The sequence below is a fragment of the Franzmannia pantelleriensis genome (assembly GCF_900102875.1).
GTDB lineage: Bacteria > Pseudomonadota > Gammaproteobacteria > Pseudomonadales > Halomonadaceae > Franzmannia > Franzmannia pantelleriensis.
The window spans coordinates 34,248-56,326 of sequence record NZ_FNGH01000001.1 but is presented as its reverse complement, the minus strand read 5'-3'; the positions used below and the strand labels follow the sequence as shown (position 1 = coordinate 56,326).

The window sequence follows — 22,079 nt, the reverse complement described above, 5'->3', positions numbered from 1 at the left end:
CGAAGATGCCCCCGGCATGTGCCGGGGGCTAGCGGGTCGAATCAGCAGCTGGCGGCTTGTGCCTGGATGCGCTCCAGCATCTCGCTGCCATGCTCGGCGGTGAAGATCTCGTAGGCCGGCTCAACGGCTTCCTGGAAGGGGCCGATATCGATATCGGTCTTGACCGTCATGCCGTTCTCTTCGAGCAGTGCCACGCCCTCTTCTTCGAGGCGCGAGACTTCTCCGCGGGTGGCTTCTGCGGAGGCGCGGGCGGCCTCGTGGAACCACTCACGCTCCTCGTCGCTGAGGCCGTCGAGCAGGATCGGCGACCCCAGCACCGCGGAGGGCGAGTAGACGTGGCCGGTCAGCGACAGGTAGTCCTGCACTTCCCAGAAGTTGGTGGCCACGATCACCGTGATGGGGTTCTCCTGACCGTCCACGGTGCCCTGCTGCAGGGCGGTGAACAGCTCGGGGAATGCCATCGGCGTGGGCCGCGCGCCCATCTGGCGGAAGGCTTCCTGGTGAACCTCGTTCTCCATGGTGCGCACCCGCAGGCCATCGGCGTCGGCCGGTGAGGCGATCTCGCGGCGGCTGTTGGTCATGTGGCGGAAGCCGTTCTCGGACCAGGCCAGGCCGACCAGGTCGTGGTCGCTCATCTTGGCCAGCAGCTCGTCGCCGAGCTCACCGTCGAGCACGCAGCGCGCCTGGTCGTAGTCTTCGAACAGGAACGGCAGGTCGAGCACGTAGGTCTCGGGGACGAAGTTGCCGAGCGGCCCGGTGGAGGTGATCACGATGTCCACGGTGCCGATCTGCAGGCCTTCGATCATCTCGCGCTCACCGCCCAGCGAGCCGGAGGTGTGCTCGGTGACGGTGAAGGCGCCGTCGGAGAGTTCTTCCAGGGTCTCCTTGAAGGCTTGGGCCCCTACCGCATAGTGGGAGGTGGAGGAGAGCGTATGGCCGAGGCTGATTTCGGTGGCGGCCTGGGCCTGCAGGGCTACGCTGGCCAGACCGAGTGTGACGGCACCGCCGATGGCGGTGACCAGGGGACGACGAGCTAGGCGTGGAGTCATTTGGTATTCCTCTATTGTTGTCGATACGACGTTTGGCGCCGTGCCATTGATGACGCATGGAGTGCGTCGGTTGCTCATGGGCCGCAGTGGTCGAAGAGGCCCTACTTCACTCAGGTTCAAGAACACCGTTCAGCGCTTGCAACACTCGGGGCTGATCCGGCGACAGGCCTGCGAGGAGGCGCTGTAAACCCATCCCTGGGCGCTACCTTGCGCCCTGCTGCGCTCTCGCATCCTGCTTCGCTTGCAGGACCGGAGCTGGCCATCCATGGCCAGCTCGTTCGGAGCAGTGCTCCGAACCCATGGCGCAAACCTCCTCTACGACCTGTCCCCGTCACCCCTCGTTATGCGTCACCGCCGGTGCACTGGTTGCCTGGTCACTGTTGTTCTGCCACAAACGCATCGATGATCTGCTTGAAATCGTCATCGCCGGGGAAGCCCAGGCGGTCGGCCTTGGCGGTATCGAAGCGGGCCGGCCAGCTGGCGATGATGGCCTGGATGCGCGGGTCGGGCTCGTGGCGCACTCGCGCTACCGCCTCGTCGCCGGCCACCTGGCGCAGCCCCTCGAGCATCTCGGCAACCGTGACCGTGATCCCCGGCAGCATGAAGGCGCGGAACTTGCCCAGCGCCTCGCCGTCGACCTCGGCGCCGTGCACCAGCGCCTCGACCACCTTGCCCGGCGACATCACGAACAGCGGCTGCTCGACCGGCACCGGGCAGATCGCTTCCTCGCCGCCCAGCGGCTCGCGCAGGATGCTGGAGGCGAAGCTCGACGCCGCGGCGTTGGGCCGCCCGGGACGAATCACGATGGTCGGCAGGCGCAGCACCCGGCCATCGACCAGGCCGCGCCGGCTGTAGTCGTTGATCAGCAGCTCGCACATCGCCTTCTGCGCGCCGTAGGAGTTCTGCGGCTGCAGCGCGGTCATGTCGTCGAGGGTCTCGGGCAGGTCGCCGCCGTAGGCGGCCACCGAGCTGGCCATCACCAGCCGGGTCGCGCCGAGCTCGCGGGCACGGCAGGCCTCCAGCAGCGCCCGGGTGGCGTCGAAGTTCACCGCCATGCCGAGGTCGAGATCCGCCTCGGCGGCGGAACTCACCACCGCCGCCAGGTGGTAGATGACGTCGGGGCGACCCTCGAGTACAGCGTCCCAGGCGCCGGGGGCGGTGATATCCAGCGCCTGGCAATCGAAGGCAATCCCCGAGGTCTCGGGTACGGCGGCCTCGCTCTGGTCGACCAGCGTGAAGCGGGAGATCGGCTGGCCGCACAGCTCACCGCGGGCGACCAGTTGCTGCAGCAGGCGCTGGCCGAGAAAGCCGGCGGCGCCGGTAATCAGTATATGCATGAAGCGTAGCGTCCTGGTTGTCGTTGTGTGTGACCTTAGCCCTGTGGCTGAAGCCCGTACTCCTGGCCCCAGCCCAGGCCCCGACGGGTATCGCCCGCCGGACGATACTCGCAGCCGATCCAGCCGGCATAGCCCAGCGCCTCGAGGCGCGCGAACAGTGCCGGGTAGTACACCTCGCCTACATCCGGCTCGTGGCGCTCCGGCACCCCGGCGATCTGCACGTGGCCGACGGCGGGGAACTGGCGCTCCAGGTGGCGCGTCAGGTCGCCGTCCATGATCTGGCAGTGGTAGAGGTCGAACTGCAGCCGCAGGTTGGGTTCGCCGACCTCGTCGAGCACCGCCATGGCCTGGGCCTGGCGCGAGAGGAAGAAGCCCGGCATGTCGCGGGTGTTGATCGGCTCGATCAGCACCTCGCGCCCTACCCTGGCGGCCTCGCGGGCGGCGAAGCGCAGGTTGTCGATATAGGTGGCGTGGTGGGCAGCGCGGGTCGCCTCGTCGGCATCCGTCGGCAGCAGCCCGGCCATGGCGTGCACCCGCGGGCAGTTGAGCGCCTCGGCGTAGCGCAGCGCCTCGGCCACCGAGTCGCGAAACTCGGCTTCGCGTCCCGGCAGGCTGGCCAGGCCGCGCTCGCCGGCCGCCCAGTCCCCCGGCGGCAGGTTGAACAGCACCTGTTCGAGGCCGTACTGGTCGAGCTGTGCGCGCAGGGTGTCGGCGGCATGCTCATAGGGAAACAGGTACTCAACGCCGCGGAAGCCCGCCTGCGCCGCCGCCGCGAAGCGGTCGAGGAAGTCGTGCTCGTTGAACAGCATGCTGAGGTTGGCGGCCAGTCGAATCATGATGGGTATCCAGTGCGTTTCGGGTCAGTCTCGGGGAAACCGTGCTTCGAGTTCGGCGACCTGCTCCGGCGTCAGCGCCCGCGGGTTCTCGCCGCGCAGCATCAGGAACAGCTTGGCGGTCTCTTCCAGCTCCTCGGTGGCATACACCGCGGCCTCGAGGTTCTTGCCGGCCACCACCGGGCCGTGGTTGGCCAACAGCACCGCGCTGTGCTGGCCCGCCAGGCCGCGTACCGCGTCGCCCAGGCTGGGGTCGCCGGGGATGTGGTAGGGCACCAGCGGCAGCTTGCCCACCCGCATGACATAATAGGCAGTCAGCGGCGGGATGCAGTCGCAGGGGTCGATGCCCGGCAGGCAGGAGACCGCCACCGAGTGGGTCGAGTGCAGGTGCACAATGGCCCCGGAGCGTGGCCGCTCGGCGTACATCGCCATGTGCAGGAAGTGTTCCTTGGTGGGCTTGTCGCCGCCCTGCCAATCGCCGTTGACGTCGAGGCGCGAGATGCTCCCCGGGTCCAGCCGCCCCAGGCAGGCGTTGGTGGGCGTCATCAGCCAGCCGCCGTCGTCGAGGCGCACGCTGATATTGCCGCTGGAGCCCATGGTCAGGCCGCGGTCGAACAGCGACTTGCCCAGGGTGGCGATCTGTTCGCGCAGCTGGCTCTCCTGTCCCAGATGCGCGCTGGGGGCCTTGTGATCGCTCATGCGTCGGCCTCCGGTCAGTTCGTCGAGCACCGTGAAGGCGCGGGTGAAGAAGTCCTGAGCGCCGAAGTTGCCCGACTTGAGCGCCAGCGATAGTGGCGCTTCGCGCCCCGGCAGCGGCGTCTGAGTCCAGGGCACGCCGGGGTCGATCTGGCCGCCGATGCGCAGTTGGCGAATGCCCAGCGCCGAGACCACCGCCCCCGAGCTCTCGCCGCCGGCCACCACCAGGCGCCCGACGCCTTCATCGACCAGCGTCCGCGCCAGCTTGCCCAGGGCCTGCTCCACCAGCTCGCCGGCACGCGCCACGCCCAGCGACTGCTGGGCGGCCTTGACCTGCTCGGGGTCGGCGGAGGCGTAGACCAGCACCGGGCCGCCGCTGGCGAGCTGCTCACGGGCAAAGGCCAGGGCGGCGTCGAAATGGGCTTCGCCTTCGGCGAGCTGCAGGGGGTCGAGGGCCATGCCGGGATGATGCGCGAGGAACTCGGCCACCTGGCCCAGGGTTGCCCGCGAGCAGCTCCCCGACAGCACCAGCGCGCCCCCCGCGGCCGGCGCCAGCCGGCCCGGCTCGCTCACCTCGGCCAGCCAGCCGCGGCGGCGATACTGCTCTGGCAGCGCCTGCCCCAGGCCAGAGCCACCGGTAACCAACGGATAGTCGACCACTGCCTCGGCCAGCACCTCGAGATCCTGCTCGTCCAGGCTGTCGCAGATCACATGGCGCACGCCGTCTGCTGCCAGGTCGGCCAGGTGGGCACGCGTCGCGTCGCTGCCTCGCGCGAGTGTCGGTCGCGCTGCCAGGCCAACAGCATGCGGCGTCTGGCGCCCCAGCACCCTGACCAGGTCGGCATCGGTCATCGGATTGAGCGGGTGATGCTGCATGCCGCTGTCGTTGAGCAGCCGGTCGCCGACGAACAGATGGCCTTGATAGACGCTGCGGCCGTTGGTCGGAAACGCCGGCACCATCACGGTCTGACCGCCGCCCAGCTGTTCTATCAGGGCATCGGCCACCGGGCCGATATTGCCCGCGTCGGTGGAGTCGAAGGTCGAGCAGTACTTGAAGAAGCACTGACGTGCGCCGCGCGCCTGGAGCCACTCGAGCGCGGCCACGGAGTCGGCCACCGCCTCGTCCACCGGGCAGGAGCGCGATTTCAGCGCCACCACTACCGCGTCCACGTCGCCCAGGTCGAGCGCGTCGTCGGGCACGCCGATCAGCTGCACACAGCGCATGCCGGCGCGCACCAGGTTATTGGCGAGATCGGTCGCGCCGGTGAAGTCGTCGGCGATGGCACCCAGTACCAGGCTCATGCGTCACCTCCTGCGTCGGCGTCATTGGCGGCCTCGGGCAGCGCGATGCCCGACAGCCGCTGGTAGACCTTGATCACCGCCGCGTCGTCCTCGCGGCCGAAGCCGGCGCCCTTGGCGGCGGTGAACTGCTGCAGGGCGCTCGCCGCCACCGGCGTGGGCATGGCCAGCTCGCGGCCGGTCTGATGCACGATATTGAGATCCTTGACGAAGATGTCCACCGCCGAGAGCGGGGTGTAATCGCCTTCGAGGATATGCGGCACGCGGTTCTCGAACATCCAGGAGTTACCCGCCGAGTGGGTGATCACCTCATACACGGTGTCCGGGTCGAGGCCCATGCGGATGCCCAGCGCCATGGCCTCGGCGGCGGTGGCGATATGCACCCCGGCCAACAGCTGGTTGACCAGCTTCATGCTCGAGCCGACACCCGCGCTATCTCCCAGGCGGTAGACGGTGGCGGCCATGGCGTCGAGCACCGGCTGGGCCTTGTCGAAGGCCGCCGCATCGCCGGAGGCCATCACCGAGAGGTCACCGCTGTGCGCCTTGGCCGCCCCGCCGCTGACCGGGGCATCGAGCATCGCCAGACCCTCGGCGGCCAGGCGCTCGCCGAGGCCGCGGGCCTGGCTCGGTGCCACGGTGGCACACTGGATGACCAGGCTGCCTGCGGCGAGCTTGCCCACCAGGCCGTGCTCGCCGAACAGCACCTGCTCGACCTGCTCGCCGTTGACCACCAGCAGCACCACGACCTCGCAGTCGGCCAGCTCGGCCGGGCTCGCGACACTGTTGCCGCCCTTGGCCACGAAGGCCTCACGGGCGCTGGGCGACACGTCGCAGCCGGTGACCGTCAGGCCACGCTCGTGGAGCGCCAGGGCGCTGCCCATGCCCATGGCGCCGAGGCCGACGACGCCGACGCGTGGAGCTGTTCTCTTACTGGTCTGGCTCACCGGTTACTCTCCCCTTGCCGTGGTATGGGTCCACGCTTGATCTGCTCGTGCCGAATGGGCCATCGCTTCAGCGAGGGACGCCGGGGGCAGGCCGAAGAGGAGGTTTGCGCCATGGATGGCGCAAGGTAGCGCCCATGGATGGGTTTACAGCGCCTCCTCGCAGGCCTGCCGCCGGATCAGTCCCGAGCGGTGCCGCTGCCATGCGTTTGCTCGGCTCAACGATTGCACCGCTCTTTCGCGATGACTGCTCTTTTGCAATGACTGCTATCCAGCGAAGACGTCTAGCAGCGCTGTCATGTTAGCGCTAACATCCTTTTTAGTAGAGTCACCGGCCATCAGCAAGACAGGTGTGTAAGGACGCGACCAATGTCTAAGTCATCCACCCCACGGCGGCGCCGCGGCTCGGCACGCCCTACCCTGACCCAGGTCGCCGAGGCCGCGGGGGTCTCGTCGATCACGGTGTCGCGGGCGCTGAATACGCCGGAGCGCGTCAATCCCGAGACCCGCCGGCATATCCTCGCCACCGTCGAGCGGCTCGGCTATGTGCCCAATCTGGTGGCCGGCAGCCTGGCCTCGGCCAGCACACGCTTTATCGCGGTCATCGTGCCGTCGCTGGCCAACGCGGTGTTCATCGAGGTGATCCAGGGCCTGCAGGAGACCTTCGAGGACGCCGGCTACCAGATCCTGCTCGGCAACACCGACTACGACCTCGATCGCGAGGCCCAGCTGGTGCGCACCTTCCTGGGCTGGTCGTGCTCGGCGCTGGTCACCGCCGGACTGCGCCACAGCAGCGCTTGCCGCTCGCTGCTGCAGCAGTGGGATCATCCGATCATGGAGATGATGGAACTGGGCGAGGCACTGGATCTCAACGTCGGGCTGGATCACACCGCGGCCGGGCGCTGCATGACTCACCACCTGCTCAGCCGCGGCTATCGCCAGATCGTCTATGTGGGGGCACGCATGGCCGAGGACTACCGTGCCGGCATGCGCTACGCGGGGCACCGCGAGGTCCTGGAGGACGCGGAGCTGGCGGCGCCGCTGCTCGACCTGGCGCGCCTGGGCAGCCTCGAGCTGGGAGCGCTGGCCCTCGACCAGGTGCTGGCGACCCACCCCCGCGCCGATGCGATCCACTTCGCCAACGACGACCTGGCTACCGGCGCCCTGCTCCACGCCCAGCGGCTCGGCATCGGCGTGCCCAAGGACATCGCCATCGCCGGCTTCAACGGCCTGCCGCTGGGTCAGCAGGTCACGCCGCGGCTCACCACCATCCGTTCACCGCGACAGCGCATGGGCCAGCTGGCCGCCGAGCAGCTGCTGGCCCGCCTGGCCGGCGAGCCGGTGACGCTGAGACAGGACGTAGGGTTCACGCTGCTGCCCGGTGACAGCAGCTAGACCGCGACGAGACCCGCGTCATGACAGCCGACAGTTGATGCCGGCGGGAATCTCGCCATCCGGGTTGTCGAGACGCAGCTGAATCACGAAGGTGCCACTGGACGCATCGATGATGCTGTCGACCTGCGATACCTCGGCGCTGATCCGCCGCTCCACGGGGCTCGCCAGCGCCACCTCGTAGACGTCTCCCACCGCCACCGTGCCGTAGGCCGCCAGCGGCAGCACCGCCTCGATCTGCAGCGGGTCGAGCTGGGCCAGCTCGAGTACCGGCGTGGCATCGATATACTCCCCCTCTTCAGCGTGCTGCTGGGTAATCACGCCGTCGAAGGGGGCCTGGCTGGTGCGCTGGTCGAACTGGGCGGCCGCCAGCTCTCCCTGCAGCCGAGCCACGCGCAGGTCGGTGTTGAGTTCATCAGCCTCGCTGTCGCTGAGCATGCCCTGCTCGATCATGCGCTGGTTGCGCTGCAGGCGCCGCGCGGCATACTCGGCGCGCGCCAGCTCCAGGTTGCGGCTGGCCTGCTCCACTTCGCGCTTGAGGGTGAACAGCGTATCGCCACGGCTGACGCTTTCGCCGGGGGCGACCTGAATCTCGTCGATCACGCCGGGCAGCTGACTGGAGAGGGTCGCCAGACGACCCGGCTCGACCAGGCAGCTGACGTCCTCCACGCCCAGCGATTCGGCGTGTACCACGGGGGCAGCGGCCAGCGCCGCCAATGACAAGACCCAATATTTGAGAGTGCTGTGCGTTGCCTTCACCTGATTGGCTCCTCGGGTTATTCGCCTTTTCCGCTGAATCCCAGCAGATCGTCTTCACGCCAGTCGCTACGCGTCAAGCGCGCCCGCGCACGGGCCTGGCGCGCCTCGCGTCGCGCCTGGGCACGCCTCAGCCGCTTCACCAGGCGCCCCGCTACCGGCTGCCAGTCATCCTCCAGCTCGTCGAGCAGTGCCTCCTCGCCGCAGACGATGAATTCGACGCTGCCAGGATCCCCCTGGCGGGCGCAGCGCCCGGCGATCTGGCGGTCGACCCGCGCGGCGTCGTGGTGTCCGGCGATGATCACATGCAGGCCGCCGGCATCCCTGGCCGCCGCGTCGAGGGCGATGTCGGTGCCGCGCCCGGCCATGCTGGTGGCCACGGTAATCACGCCTGACTCGCCGGCGCTGGCCACCACTGCCGCTTCCTCGGCATCCTGGCGCGCGTTGAGCACGGTGTGTGCAATGCTCTGGTCGGACAGTTCGGCACTCAGCGCTTCCGACTCGCCGAGGGTCACGGTGGCAATCAGCACCGGCTGTCCGGCCTCGGCGCGGCGACGCGCATGCGCCGCCACGCGCTGCCATTTGCGGCTCACGCTGTCGACGCAGGTGTGCCCCAGCCAGCGCCGGCGACTAGGCCGATGCGGGGGGATCGGTACCACCCTAAGGCGATAGCTGCGCCACAGCTCATGGCGCACCTCATGAGCGGTGCCGGTCATCCCGGCAAGGTGCTGGTAGCGACAAAAGAAGCGCTGGTAGGTAAGGCGAGCCAAGGTGACGTTGGGATCGCTGGGCGCACAGCCCTCGAGGCGCTCGATCATCTGCTGCAGCCCCTTCTCCCAGCTGCGATCGGCCATCACCCGGCCGGTATGCTCGTCAATGATCAGCACCTTGCCGTCGCGCACCAGGTAGTGATGGTCACGCTGGAAGTGGTAGCGGGCCACCAGTGCCTGTTGCAGCAGCCATTCGCGCCGAGAGCGGCCCAGCCAGCCGCTGCGGTTGCCGCGGCCGGCAAGCAGGGTCTCGGCCTGCTGCTCGAGGCGCTGACGACCAGCCTCGGTGAGGTGAATCCCCCCCTGCTCGCGGACGAAATCGCGGCCGTCCTCGAAATCGCCAGCCAGGGCCAGGAGCTCGTCGAGCAACGCCACGTCGAGGGCATCCTGGGGCGCCGGGCCGGACAGGATCAGCGGCGTTCCCGCCTCGTCGAGCATCACGCTGTCGGCCTCATCGACGATGGCAAAGTGCAGGCCGCGCAGCAGCAGCCGACGGCGCTCCAGGCGCCCTTCGAGCCTGGCGGCATGGGCCATCAGCGGGTGGCGATCGCGGCCTAGCTGCTGGGTGTCGCGCAGGTAGTCGAACAGCAGCTCCTTGTTGGTGCAGTAGACCACGTCGGCGGCATAGGCGTCGCGCCGCTGCGCCGGGCTCAGCTCGTGGACGATATCGCCGACGCTGAGCCCCAATGCGGCATACACCGGGCGCATCGATTCGGCGTCACGCGCGGCCAGGTAGTCATTGACGGTGACCACGTGTACCGGAATGCCGGCCAGTGCCGCGGTGGCCGCCGGCAGGGTCGCGGTGAGGGTCTTGCCCTCGCCGGTGTGCATCTCTGCCACCTGACCGGCCAGCAGGGTGAGACCGCCCAGCAGCTGGACGTCGTGATGGGCCATACCCAGCTCGCGTCTAGCCACCTCACGCACCAGTGCGAACGCCTCGAGGGTGCGGCGCCACGAGAGTCCACCGGCCAGCAGCCGCCGCCGCAGGTCATCGCGGTAGGCGTTTAACGCCGCCGGGTCCAGCTCGCGTAAACGCCGTGCGTGGCGGTGGATCATCGGCAGTGCGGCCCGCCGCACCAACAGTCGCAGCCAGCCGGGCAGGGCCAGCCGCGCGCTGAGCCGCTGCCAGGCCGGCTCCAGCGCACCCGGCGGCTGGATACGTCGTTCGGGACGCGCGATCACATCCCCGGGCAGCTTGACTAGCGCCATGTGCCAGCCTCCTCACACATCGAACAGCCTCAGGAAGGCCCGGCGTAGTCCGCGCCACAGCCGGTAGCCCAACGGCTCGGCAGGATGCTCGATGCGCACGTGTACGCGGCTGCCCAGCGAGGGCATTGCCACATGCTCGACCAGCGCGTCGGCGCTGAAATCAGCCAGGTAGTGGCGCCGAAAAGCCGTCAGCGGCTGCTCGGCCTGGGGATCGAGGGCGACCTGACCACCGCCGTCGCGGGTCAGTACTTCGCTTGGCACCTCGAACGTCGAGCTGGGTGACACCCACTGCAGGCGCGAGGCCAGCGTCTCGGCGCTGCCGGGCAGGCGCAGAGAGACCGTCTCGGCATCGTCGCGCACCGTTTCGGCACGATGGGTCGGCAACAGCGCGCGGATGCGCAGATCCTCGGGGCGTGCCACCACCCCGACCTCGGCGCCGCGCTCCAGGTGCATGCCCAGCGGCGGTTCACCCTCGGGCATCAGCAGCAGGCCGTCCCGCGGGCTGACCACGCGGGTGGCCTCGACGCGCTGCTCGGCATCCTCGAGCTGACGCTCCACCAGCGCCAGGGTCTCGCGCAGGATCGCCAACTCCCCGGCATCGCCGACGCTGGCGGTAAGCTGCTCCCGTGTCTCACGGCGCTGTGCCTCGAGCAGTGCCACCTCGGTACTCAGCTCCGGCGCGGCCAGCTCCATCAGCCTCTCACCGCGCTGCACCTCGGCGCCGTTGTCGACATGGCGCGCGATGAGCTCACCGCTGGCGCCCAGCCTCAGTTGATTGGGCGTGGCGGTATCCACCACGCCATGCACGTTGGTGGCATAGGGCGCCGGCACGGCGAACAGCGCTACCCCCACCGCCGTCAGCGCGGCCAGCAGCCATCCCCAGGCCTTGCCACGCGAGCCTTCCAAAGCATCATCGGCCATCATGGTCTTGAGCATCTTGAGCAGAGGTAACAGCAGGGTCATGGAGATCGACCAGAGGGCCAGCAGGATCCCCACGAACAGATAGCGGGTGGCGACGAACACCGCGATGAACACCATGATCACCAGCCGATAGGCGAACGACGCCAGCGCATAGACTACCAGCCAGGCACTCTCGCGACGCGACTCGGCCTGACTGGTGACCTCGCGGCGGCCGAGCAGGTAGCGCTTGACCAGATAGGTGACCTGCTGGTTGGCGCGGTTGAACAGGTTGGGGATCTCGAGGTAGTCGGCCAGCACGTAGTAGGCATCGAAGCGCAGCAGCGGATTGCCGTTGAACAACAGCGTCGAGACCCCGGCAATCAGCATCACGTTGAAGGCCAGCGCCCGCAGCATGCCGGGCTCGGCCATGGCCCATACGAACATCGCCAGCGCCGCCAGAAAGACTTCCACCAGGATGCCCGCCGCGCCCACCAGCATGCGCCGCGACTTGTCGGGGCAGGCCGCCGCCGCACTGGCGTCGACGTAGGGCACCGGGAAGAACACCAGTAGCATGATGCCGATCTCGTGCACCTCGCCGCCGGCGTCCTTGGTGGTCCAGGCGTGGCCGAGCTCGTGGATGGCCTTGATCAGCGGGTAGATCAGCGCCAGCAGCAGAATGTTGCCGACGCTCAGCACGCGGTCGGCCAGGTTGTCGGTGAGTGACGACCAGTGCATCGCAGCCAGCACCAGGGCGGCGGCGACCGTGATCAGCCACAGCAGCGCCCCGATCGGACTGATCAACGGCCTGACCAGCGGGTAGGTCGCTGCCACGAAGCGCTCCGGGTCGAGCAGCGGAATGCGGATGCCCAGCGGAGAGCGCAGCATCTGCAGCCACTTGCTGCGACGCTGCCGAGTCTGCCGCCGCGCCAGCTCGTCGACATCCACCTCGCCGTCGCCGGCCAGCACGTTGGCCCCGTGGAGACGGCCAATCAGCTGTACCAGCTCGTGCTGGGTAGGCATGGCATCGCCCAGCGAGTGGCTGACCTGCTCCCAGATCTCGCCCAGGGTTCGGCGCCCGTCCAGCCGTCCGATGATCTGATAGGCCTCCGGGGTGAAGCGATGCACCTGGCCGGTGATGTTGTCGTAGAGCACGTACCAGGGTTCGCCGCGGTACTCGTGGCGGTGCAGGCTGGTGTGCTGACGCAGCCGCAACCGCAGTTCGGCGACGCGGTGCCACTGCTGGCTGAATAGCGGACCGGCCATGCGTTATCCCCACCATCGCCATAGCGTCAGCCGCAGCCAGTCGACCAGTTCGCGGGTCCAGATGCTGATCAGGCGCGCCTCGCCCACCTCGATCCTGCCCACCCCCTGCATGCCGGGCCGCAGCTCGCGGTCGTCGCTCTCCAGGCTGGCTTCGACCACGAAACGATTGCTGCCATCGACGCTGCGGGTCTGCGGGGTCAGGCGCTCGACCTCGAAGGCGAAACGCTCGCCGGTCATTGCCGCCAGCACCAGCTCGCCCTTCTGCCCTTCGCGCAGCGCATCGATGCGCCCTTCGGGCACCTCGAGCTCGATGCGGTAGGCGTCCAGCGGCGAGAGACGAAACAGTTCTTCGCCCTGCTCGACCACGCCGCCGAGTCGCTGGGTAAGGTCGCCACTGAGCACACGCCCGGCGAACGGTGCCTGCAGTGAGGCGCGCTGCAGGCGCGATTCGACCAGCTCCAGGCGCGCTTGGGCCTGATCCTGCTGAGCACCGATCACATTGACCGCGGCACGCTCGCCGGCGGCGCGCTGCTGCTGTTCCTGACGCGCCAGCTTGGCCAGCTCGCTCTGCCACTGCAACTGCTCGAGCACCAGCTCGCGGGTGTCCATCTCGGCCAGCACCTCGCCCATCGCCACGGTATCGCCGGGACGCACCAGCGCCGCATCGATATAGCCGCGAAACGGTGCTGCCAGCACCTGCTGCTCGAGGCTCTCCAGGGTGGCGTCGGCCGCCACCCGCTCCGTCCCGGTGGCCAGGGTCGCGAAGGCCACCGCCGCGCCCAGCACGATCGCCGTGAGCTTGTAGCCGAGATAACCCGGACCGACCAGCCGCGCGCACTGCTGGCCCACCGCCACCGCCGCCTTGACCGGCAGCGGCCGGTCGTTGAGACGCTTCTCCTCCAGCGCGCGAGTGCACAGCGCCATCAGGCTCTCGAGGGCATCCGCCTCCTCCGCGCTGAATGCCGCTTCACGCTCCAGGGTGACCGCGCCAAGCGGCTTGCCGTCGTCGAGACAGGGCAGCGTCAGCACACTGGGCAGGCCGGTCATCTCCTGCAGTCGACGGTGCGCGTGGCTGACTCGACGGGCATGGTCGGCGGCCTCCTCGGGGGGCGGTACGGCAACGCTGGCGCGCTGATCGAGGCACTCGCTCATGGCGAGCTCGGTGGCACGGATGCGGTTCATCTTGCGGTTGAACTGTGCGCTGTGGGAGATCTGCACCACGCGGCAGCGTGCGCCACGCTGCCAGCCCAGAGTCACTCGCTCGGCGTTGAACAGGGTCGCAAGGCGTGTCACCAGCTGCATGCTGGCGGCCTTGAAGCGATTTTCGGCAAGCACCGCCGCGAGCAACTCGAGCTGCCTGGCCAGCGTCTGCTGGCGCCGTCGGGTATCGCGATGGGTGCGCTGAACCAGATCGCGCTCGAGTACTGCCACGCCCTCCTCTAGGCGCTGCATCAACGGCATCAAGGCGGCCTGGGCGCGCTGGTCGTCGTGCAGTGAGGCCGGTAACGCCACGCGAAGCGCCACGGCGCCGACCAAGGCGCCTGTGCCCTGCTGGTCATCCGCCGGATCACGCACCGGATAGCCGATACCCAGATGCCCATCATCGAGCTGGCTGACCAGCCCGCGTGCCGCCTGGCGCACATCATCGGCCAGTCCCAGCAGCGTCTGCCCCTCGGCGCCGCTTGGCCATAGCGCCACCGGGAGCCAGTCGCTCTCCTGGCGCCACAGCACGACACCTTCGCTGATGCGGGCGCCTTCCGGCTGCGGCGCCGAGGCGCAGTGGCGGGCGAGCCATGCCTGGGCATTCTCGGCCTGGGCGTGCCAGGCCTGAATCGCCCGCGTTGCCTGATCGTCTAGCTGCATCGGCGCTCCCGATACCTGCCTTGCTGGCTCATTGTTCCTCCTCATCGTGGGTATCAATGTCGGACTCGCATACGCGCTGCCAGTCGCTGGCAGCGCACTGGCGCCGCAGCTCGGCGAGCGCCTCGCCATGACGTGCACCGGCTCCCGCGTGACGGGCTATCCCCCAGCCACTGGCTGAGGCCAGCGCCGCCGCCAGACCGCTGCCCAGTGCAGCAGACGACACCTCGAGGGCTGCTTCGTCCTGGTCATCGGCGCTGGCGTCGTCCGACTCGGCGATCACGTCATCTTCCGCGTCCGGCACCGGCTCCTCCTGGGGCTGCTCGTCCGCGGGCACGTCCTCCGGCGTCTCGCTAGCCGACTCATCCGGCGGCGTCTCTTGCTGCTCAGCCTCGTCAGTCACCGCCGCATCGCCATCGCCGGGTGAGGCGTCTGGCGCTGCCGGTTCGGCCATCTCGGCGGCCACGTCCGAGGCGATCGCCGCGCGCATGCTGCTCTGGCCAACGCCCTGCTGACGCTCGACCCAGTCGTCGATCAGCTCGCGCAGCCCTTGCAGTCCCTGGATCGGCTGAGCCGTGCGCGCGGCAGCGACGCTGTCCACCGAGCGACCGCCGAACAAGCCGTCTGGCGTCAGGTCCTGCCAGGATGACGTCTGCTCCTCGGTGTCGTCCTCGAACTGATTCTCGGTGTAGACCTCCTGCTGCACCTGACGGATCAGGTCGAGGCGGCCCTGGGCCAGGGACACCACGGCCTGGACCTGCTCGGCCTCGCTGGCACCGCTGACCTCGATGCGCACCCGACCGAAGTCGCCGATCATGGTGTCGCGGTCGAAGTTACCGTCGAAGGCGTCGTTGCCGCCGCCGCCGATGGCGACGCTGCGCCCCGGCCCCAGGATCAGGGTGTCGTTACCACCCTCGAAGTGGTTGTTGGTCTCGACCACGATCTCACTGGCCAAGCGAGTCACGAGGCCGAAGTCGCCGAGCAGGATATTGTTGCCCTGGCCACCGTCGAGATAGTCATTCCCCGGCCCGCCGAGCAGGATATCGCGATCCACCCCGCCCACCAGGGTGTTGTTGCCACCCAGGTTGCTGGCCTCGGTTTCGGCCTCGATATAGCGGCCATCGGCATTGCTGCGGATATGGCCCAGATCGCCGATCACCACGGTCTCGCCGCCGGCATTCTCTGTCTCGTCGTTGCCCACCCCGGCGATGATCTGGTCGTCGCCGTGGCCGGTGGTGATGACATCAGAGCCACCGGTGGCACGGCGCGTATCGAGGCTCTCGACCAGCGCGCGGGTGCCGTCGGCGTGGGCCGTGATGCGGCCGTTGTCGCCAACGATGACGTTGTCGCCACCCGCGGCGGTAATGGTATCGCCACCATAGCCACCAAGCACCCAGTCATTGCCGCTACCGGTGGTGATGGTGTCATCACCGCCGTGGGCGTGGTGGATAGAGGTGAAGCTGACGATGGTGCCTTGAGCGTCGAACAGCGCCTCGGCGTGGTCGCCGGCGACCAGGTTGTCGCCATCACCCACCGTGATGACGTTATCCCCGTCGCCGCCGATCACCAGGTTGTCACCGTGCCCCAGGGTGACATCGGCATCGCCGGCAGCCCCAGGATCAGTGCTGGTTGCGCGGACCAAGTGGCCCGCCGCATTCCACGCCAGTTCCCCCGGCTGGCTGACGACCACGCTGGCCTGATCGCCAATGGTGATATCGCTATCGCCCGCCCCGGAGAGCAGGGTCGTGTCACCGGCGTTGATGTCAATCGTCGACGTAGCGACCAGATCTGGACGACTGGTGATCATCTCGCGCAGGGTGCCGTGGTCATCCCAGTGCATGACACCGTTGTCGGCCAGAATGCGATGCTGGCTGTGCTGCGACGCCGCGTCGATCTCGAGGTCGAGATCGCCGCTGCCGCCCACCAGCAGCACGTCACCGGCATTCACCGCGGCCGTCATATCGCCGCCGCGATCCGTCGCGATGCTCTCCGCCCGGGTCAAGATGCCGTCAGCGTTCCAGTCCAACGCCACGTTGTTGCCGAATAGCTGTTGGCGACTGGTGGTCGAGGCGTGGGTAACGCTAACGCTGTCATTACCGCTACCACCGGCGAACAGCAGGTTGCCGCTCTCGAGGCTGACGCTGTTATGTGTGGCGAGGGTGGGGGTCAGCGTCACCAGCGAACGCAGGGTGCCGTGGGCATCCCACTGCGCTTCACCTCGGCCGCCCAACACGATGTTGTCTGCGTCGTCGCCGGCGTCACGGATCTCGATACGATCATTACCGGCACCACCCAACACCAAGTTGTGGCCACCGTGCAGGGTGATGTCGCTATCCCCGGTACGCGCCCTGAGCTCAGCGTCCGTGGGCGGCGCGTCTTGCTCTGCCTCGAGGCGCGAGGTGGCCTCGACCAACACATCCTGCTCCCAGGTCAGGGTGCCGTGATTGGCTAACACCACCGAGCTCAGCAATGCCGGATCGAGCGCGGGATCGACGCCGCCCGCCGGCCCCGCGGTGATGATATCGCCGCCTTCGCCCCCAACCAGCACATTGCTGCCACCGCCGCCGTGCAGTTCGCTACCACGACCGTGCTCGCTAGGCAGGGTCACCAACTCGGCCAGCGCCGTGAGCCGGTTGGTCTCGGCCAGGGTCACACGGGCATGGTTGCCGACCAGGGTGTCATTGCCTTCGGCGCCGAACAGCTGGTTGGCGCCGCTACCGCCGATCAGCAGGTTGTCACCACCCTGCACCTCGAGGAGGTTATTGCCATAGCTGGCAGGGTCGGTGCTGCGCACTTCGATCACTCGCTGGCTATCGAGCAGCCGCAGGTCGTTTGGCCCCGCGCCGGGCTCGAGCAGGATCTCGCCGTGATCGCCAATCAGGATATCGTCGCCGTGGCCGCCGATCAGGGTGCTATCACCGGCCTCCAGGCGGTCGCCGGCGTCATGCTCGACGTCGGCTTCGGCGCTGTAGAGCGTGATGACCCGCTCGGCCAGGCTGAGGCGCGATGACAGATCGACGTCGATGCTGCCGCTGCCGTAGAGGTGGTTGTTGCCACCGGCGCTGGCGTCCAGCAGGTTGTTGCCACCGCCACCGAACAGCTGGTCGTTGCCGCTGCCGCCGATCAGCGTGTCATCGCCGCTACCGCCTACCAGTACCACGCCGCCGGTGGCGGCACTGGCATCCAGCACGTTGTTGCCAACCTCGGTAAAGGGCTGGGCCAGCTCGCTGGGTCCTTTGCCATCGGCGCTGTAGCGCTCACCGCTGCGCTCGGTATTGCCGAACACGATCAGCGGCAGCTGGGCATCGTAACCGCCGCTGACGGTGATATGGTCGCCGCCCATGCTACCCGAGGAGTTGCCACCGCCGTGTACCGCGGTGAGCGGCATCTCGCGGATGACCCGCGAGGCCTGGGGCACATCCGCCATGGGGCGATCCAGCACCAGGTTGCCATTGATATCGATATCCATGATATCGACGCGCTGATCGTCCAGCAGCAGGGTGTCGCCGCGGCGGAAGCCGTCGTCGAACCAGTCGCCGCCGTCGTCGCGGACCAGCAGGGCCTCACCGGCGCTGTTCTCACCGAGCGTATAGGCGCCGTCGTAGACCACGGCATCGACGTCGAGATCGATCTCCAGGGTGTTGTCGCCGGTGCCCAGCAGCAGTTCCACCACCGAGAAGCCGTGGTAGGCGATACCGCGCTCGGTGGTAATGGTGACTTCCTCGCCCTGGGCATTGAGATAGCGCTGCTCGAGGGGATCGCCCTCGCCCATGCCGAGGCCGCTGAGGAAGGTGCTGGTCAGCACGCCGTCGAGGTCTGCCACGCTGGCGTCGGCGTGCAGCGTCAGGGTATTGGTGTCCTCGTTCTCGGGTTCCACCTCCTCGACGCCAGTGTCGTCATCATCGCGCTCAACGTACTCGGCTCGCTCATAGGGCAGCATGATCGCCTCGTTGAGCGAGCGGTCGGTATTGCTGGTGCCGCCCTCGAGGATCAGCGGCCCCTGGATGCGATCCAGGACATTGAGCTGGGGCGGGAAGCTCATGTCGTTGAGGGTATTCTCCGCCGGCACGTAGTAGGTATCGGCGCTGATGCCGATCTCGATGCGCTCATGCCAGTTGTCGGCATCGAACACCACCGCCGGCGCCTCGGCCTGGGTCAGGGTCAGCGCTTGCTCATCCAGTCCATCGAAGTCGATCTGCGCCTCATTGGTGAGGTGCAGGGTGCCGTCCTCGACGTTGTTGACCCGGAAGGTACCGTCGAGGGGGGCTCCCTCGGCGTCGCTGAGCGACAGGTACATGCCCACGTTGAGCCCCAGGTCCTGCCAGGTGCCTTCCTCGAGCACCAGCCGCGGGCCGGCGTGGGCCCCTGGCAGCGCGGTCACCTCGACATCCTCGTCGAGCACGCTGTCCATGATAATGCGCGCATTGTCCTGCCAGTCGAAGCGGGTCAGGCCGTCGCTGTTGAGACGCACCATGACCTCGTCGTCGGGCTGCTGGGAGAGCCGCAGGAAGTAGCTGTCGCTGCCGCCTTCGGTGGTCACCCGGGTGCTGCCGTCGGTCTGCTGCACCACCAGCGAGGGGCTGTCGTTGTCGTAGACGCTGACCCGCACGCTGCCGAACTCGACGTCGTGGAAGGCGGAATCCTTGCCCTCGCTGGACTCGACCGAGAAGCCGACCCGGGTATCCAGGCGGTTCTGGCGCTCATCGTCGTCAACCGCCCTGAGCTCGATGGTGCGCGCCTGGTCCCAGTTATCAGCGGTGAACTCGATGCCGTCAGAGACCGACGTGCCATCCGGCAGTTGCGCTTCCAGGCGCTCATCCATCTCCAGGTGGACGGTCACGGTCTCGCCCGCTTCAGGTGCCGACGAGAGGCGCAGTTCGAAGCTGCTGCCCGGCTCACCGAAGTCGTCACCCTCGATCACCTGTACCCGGTCGTCGTTGGGCACGCCGAACACCAGGTCGCCCTGGCTGCTGTCGTAGACGGTCACCATGGTGTTGTTGATGGCCTGCTGCTCCAGCGCCTGGAGTTCTTCGGGCAGCTCGCCGTCGTTCTCCATCTGCGCCCGCGCCAGGTAGCTCACCGTCACTTCGCGGGTACCGCTGGCCAGGCTGTCCTCGGGGGCCTTGACGTAGAGGCTTTGCTGGTTGCCATCGCCGTCGACGGCCACCCAGCCCTCATCGTCACCGCGATATTCGAAGTCGACGGTGAGCGCCTGCTGGTAGTCGCCGTCCTCTTCCAGAGCCAGCTTGACGGTCTCGGCATCGGCGCTCTTGTTGCGCAGGTTGGTCGAGGCCATCGCCGCCGACACGGTCAGTGTTACGACCGCCCCCTTGAACTCGTCACCCTTGGGCAGCGCCAGCGACAGGTCGAAGAAATCCGCCGGGCCGCCCTGCACCACGCGGGTACCGCCGCCGGGCTCGTCGACCACCACCGCGCCGCGGGAGGGGTCGGCCACGGTTACCGGCAAGCCGTCCGCCAGCAGGCTGTTGTACTCGTCATCCTCGGAGTTGATGGTGTGGGTGACCAGGCTGCTGCGGCCTTCCGGATCGGCAGAGACCACGCGCCCGGTGACGTCGCCGCCGACCACGAAGCTGCTGCTGCCGACGCCGCCGATCAGCTCGGTGACCACATCCGGGCTGGTGCTGAGCACGAAGAAGGTGTCGTCACCCTCCAGGGAGTCGACGCGCACCCGCTGGATGTTGTCGAAGCCGATATTGAGACCGGCGCCGAACACCCCGTCCTCGGTGATCACGAAGTTGTCGTCGAGCTCGGTACCCAGCACGGTGATGGTGTTGTAGCCGGCCCCGCCGTCGATGTTCACCGGGGCATTGATGTTGTACTCGATGTTGTCATCACCGCCGCCGCCGTAGACCTCGATATCATCCTCGGCGACGAAGGCGCGGATGATGAAGTCGTCGTTGCCGTCTTCGCCCTCCATGCGCAGCAGCGCCTTGTTGCTGTAGACGATGAACTCGTCGTCGCCGTCGCCACCGTAGATCACCAGCGACTCGCTGTTGCCGTAGCTGAGGTAACCCTGGGTGGTTTGCGTGACGTTGATCTCGTCTTCGGGCCCGCGGATGCCGGAGAGGTAGTTGCCCTCTTCGTCGGTGGCATTGGGGTCATCGGTGAAGATCTGGCCGATCTGGAAACGGTCGTTGCCGTTGCCGCCGTCGAGGGTCATCAGCGCCGAGGTGTCGTCGACCACGAACACATCGTTGCCCTCGTGGCCGTTGACGGTGACCCGACCGTTCATGGTGTCGTCGTAGTTGATGCGCTCCACCGCGGCACCTTCCTCGACGCCGCTGTCGCCATCGCCCTCCATCCGGGCGATGAAGTTGCGCCGGATCAGGAACAGGTCCTCGGCATCGTTGCCAACGTGGTTCAGATCCCGGTCGAGGTTGCCGTCGTAGCCGTCATAGCCACGGCCCTCGATGTAGAGGTAGTCGACGCCGTCATTGATCGCACCGCTATCTTTGACGGTGATCTCGTAGTTGGCGTTGGCATCCTGGCGGGTGACGATACGGTAGACATCGCTGCCGTCGCCGCCGTCCAGGGTCACCAGCTCATCGCGGTCGTTGAGCTCGACCACCGTGAGCAGGTTGTCGCCGCCACCGCCGAGCAGCGCGATCTCGCCGAGCAGCGCATCGGCGTGCAGCATCAGGTCGTCGTCGCCGGCATTGCCGTCGAAGATCATCTTGCCGCCCGTGGCATCGATGCTGCCGTGCACGCGCAGCACGTCATCGCCCTCGCCGAGCTGGACATCCAGCTGTTCGCGAATGCGATGATCGCCGTCGAAGGTGACATGATCATCGTCCTGGCCGCCGCTCAGCGTCAGCTCATCGGCCTCGATGCGACCACCCAGCGTCAGGACGTTGTCACCGTCGCCGGTATCGATACTAACCACCGGCACTTGTATCAGGAGGTCCTCTCCAAGCTCCCACACTTGGCCCTTTTCATTTCCACCAACCAGCTTGAGCTCGGGGGCGAGTAGTGTGCCGTTGATATGGCTCACCGCCAACGTATCGTCGGGGGCACCATGTGTGGACTCATGGGTCTCCACGCCGAACTCGATGCGCTCCTTCGCTTCCAGCGTGACGCCGTGCTCGACGATAATACCGTCGGCTGCATATACTAGGATGGCCTTCTCGGCAACGAGTTGAACATCATTGGTGAAGGTAATGGTGTCGGTACCATCGTCGGGGTCAGCGCTTTCCATGGCATACAGGCGAATGGTGCCATTTTCCGAGACCACATCACCCTCAGAGGAAATGGTCATTGGGCTGTTACTGGTCAAGACGATGTCGCCACCGGCCTGGACACCACCTTCATTTACCGTCAGATGACCGGCATTATCCAAGTAGACAACCCCCGTAGTGGAGCTCCCCTGAAGATTGCCTATTCGACTGGTGATCACCTTGTCCGGACGGCCAATATCGTCCGCGGCAATCAGATGGACATTGGCAGACAGTAGATTATAGCTCTCGTCCTCCCTCAGGCCATTCTGGATGCTGCCCAGTGAGGTGATAAAGGCCAGAGCGCCGCCGGCCACGCCACCACTGGCGCTAACGGTACCCAGGAGCAGCTGGTCACTTAGCTCGGTGATGTAAACCGATCCTGCCCCGCTGCCGCCGCTATCGGCTTCCACGTCTAGCCGGCCCTGGCTGCGAGTGATCAGATCCTGCGACACCGTGCCAATGCCGCCCAGCACGGTTTGCATCAAAATCTCGTCGGCATGGATGTTCTCGGCCAGCGGGTCGTAGCCATGCTCGGACGC

Annotated in this window: 11 protein-coding genes and 1 pseudogene (1 of these 12 only partly in view); 1 reads left to right on the top strand and 11 read right to left on the bottom strand. The window is 67.4% G+C overall.

Annotated features, from left to right (window positions below):
* Nucleotides 1–41: 41 nt before the first annotated feature.
* The 6 genes and pseudogenes from BLT16_RS00105 to ltnD form a co-directional block, all read right to left on the bottom strand.
* Complete coding sequence (locus BLT16_RS00105; RefSeq protein WP_089656409.1) at nt 42–1,049, bottom strand: TRAP transporter substrate-binding protein; 1,008 nt, start codon at nt 1,047–1,049, stop codon at nt 42–44.
* 374 nt (nt 1,050–1,423) lie between these two features.
* On the bottom strand, nt 1,424–2,386 hold the full coding sequence (gene denD, locus BLT16_RS00100) for a D-erythronate dehydrogenase (RefSeq protein ID WP_089656408.1): 963 nt from the start codon (nt 2,384–2,386) through the stop codon (nt 1,424–1,426).
* Nucleotides 2,387–2,421: 35 nt separating this feature from the next.
* Nucleotides 2,422–3,222 (bottom strand): 2-oxo-tetronate isomerase, encoded by an 801-nt coding sequence (gene otnI / locus BLT16_RS00095; protein ID WP_089656407.1) that lies wholly within the window; start codon nt 3,220–3,222, stop codon nt 2,422–2,424.
* 24 nt (nt 3,223–3,246) lie between these two features.
* The gene (otnC, locus tag BLT16_RS20890) at nt 3,247–3,918 is read right to left on the bottom strand and encodes a 3-oxo-tetronate 4-phosphate decarboxylase (protein ID WP_218124387.1); all 672 of its coding nucleotides are present in this window, start codon (nt 3,916–3,918) and stop codon (nt 3,247–3,249) included.
* Nucleotides 3,919–3,942: 24 nt separating this feature from the next.
* Nucleotides 3,943–5,217, bottom strand: a pseudogene (gene otnK / locus BLT16_RS20885) (3-oxo-tetronate kinase); the annotation flags it as partial.
* Nucleotides 5,214–6,158: an L-threonate dehydrogenase gene (gene ltnD, locus BLT16_RS00085; RefSeq protein WP_089656405.1), complete on the bottom strand. Its 945-nt coding sequence runs from the start codon at nt 6,156–6,158 to the stop codon at nt 5,214–5,216. The pseudogene otnK and the gene ltnD, both read right to left, overlap by 4 nt.
* A gap of 366 nt (nt 6,159–6,524) precedes the next feature.
* Between ltnD and BLT16_RS00080 the strand changes: the two genes are divergently transcribed.
* On the top strand, nt 6,525–7,550 hold the full coding sequence (locus BLT16_RS00080; RefSeq protein WP_089656404.1) for a LacI family DNA-binding transcriptional regulator: 1,026 nt from the start codon (nt 6,525–6,527) through the stop codon (nt 7,548–7,550).
* A gap of 18 nt (nt 7,551–7,568) precedes the next feature.
* Here BLT16_RS00080 and BLT16_RS00075 read toward each other — a convergent pair whose 3' ends face one another.
* The 5 genes in view from BLT16_RS00075 to BLT16_RS00055 are tightly spaced (at most 28 nt apart) and all read right to left on the bottom strand, a layout consistent with a single transcriptional unit that may run on beyond the window.
* Nucleotides 7,569–8,306, bottom strand: a complete 738-nt coding sequence (locus BLT16_RS00075; RefSeq protein WP_089656403.1) for an efflux RND transporter periplasmic adaptor subunit — start codon at nt 8,304–8,306, stop codon at nt 7,569–7,571.
* Nucleotides 8,307–8,323: 17 nt separating this feature from the next.
* The gene (locus tag BLT16_RS00070; RefSeq protein WP_089656402.1) at nt 8,324–10,282 is read right to left on the bottom strand and encodes a preprotein translocase subunit SecA; all 1,959 of its coding nucleotides are present in this window, start codon (nt 10,280–10,282) and stop codon (nt 8,324–8,326) included.
* A 12-nt stretch (nt 10,283–10,294) separates the two neighbouring features.
* A complete protein-coding gene (locus tag BLT16_RS00065) occupies nt 10,295–12,445 on the bottom strand; it encodes an HlyD family efflux transporter periplasmic adaptor subunit (protein WP_089656401.1) in 2,151 nt (716 codons plus the stop codon).
* Nucleotides 12,446–12,448: 3 nt separating this feature from the next.
* Nucleotides 12,449–14,308, bottom strand: coding sequence for a GAF domain-containing protein (locus BLT16_RS00060; protein ID WP_176817115.1), 1,860 nt, complete (start codon nt 14,306–14,308; stop codon nt 12,449–12,451).
* Nucleotides 14,309–14,336: 28 nt separating this feature from the next.
* Nucleotides 14,337–22,079, bottom strand: the 3' end of a protein-coding gene (locus BLT16_RS00055) for a calcium-binding protein (protein ID WP_176817114.1). It continues 19,344 nt past the right edge of the window; only the last 7,743 of its 27,087 coding nucleotides appear in the window; its start codon lies beyond the right edge, outside the window — the gene reads right to left on this strand; it ends in the stop codon at nt 14,337–14,339.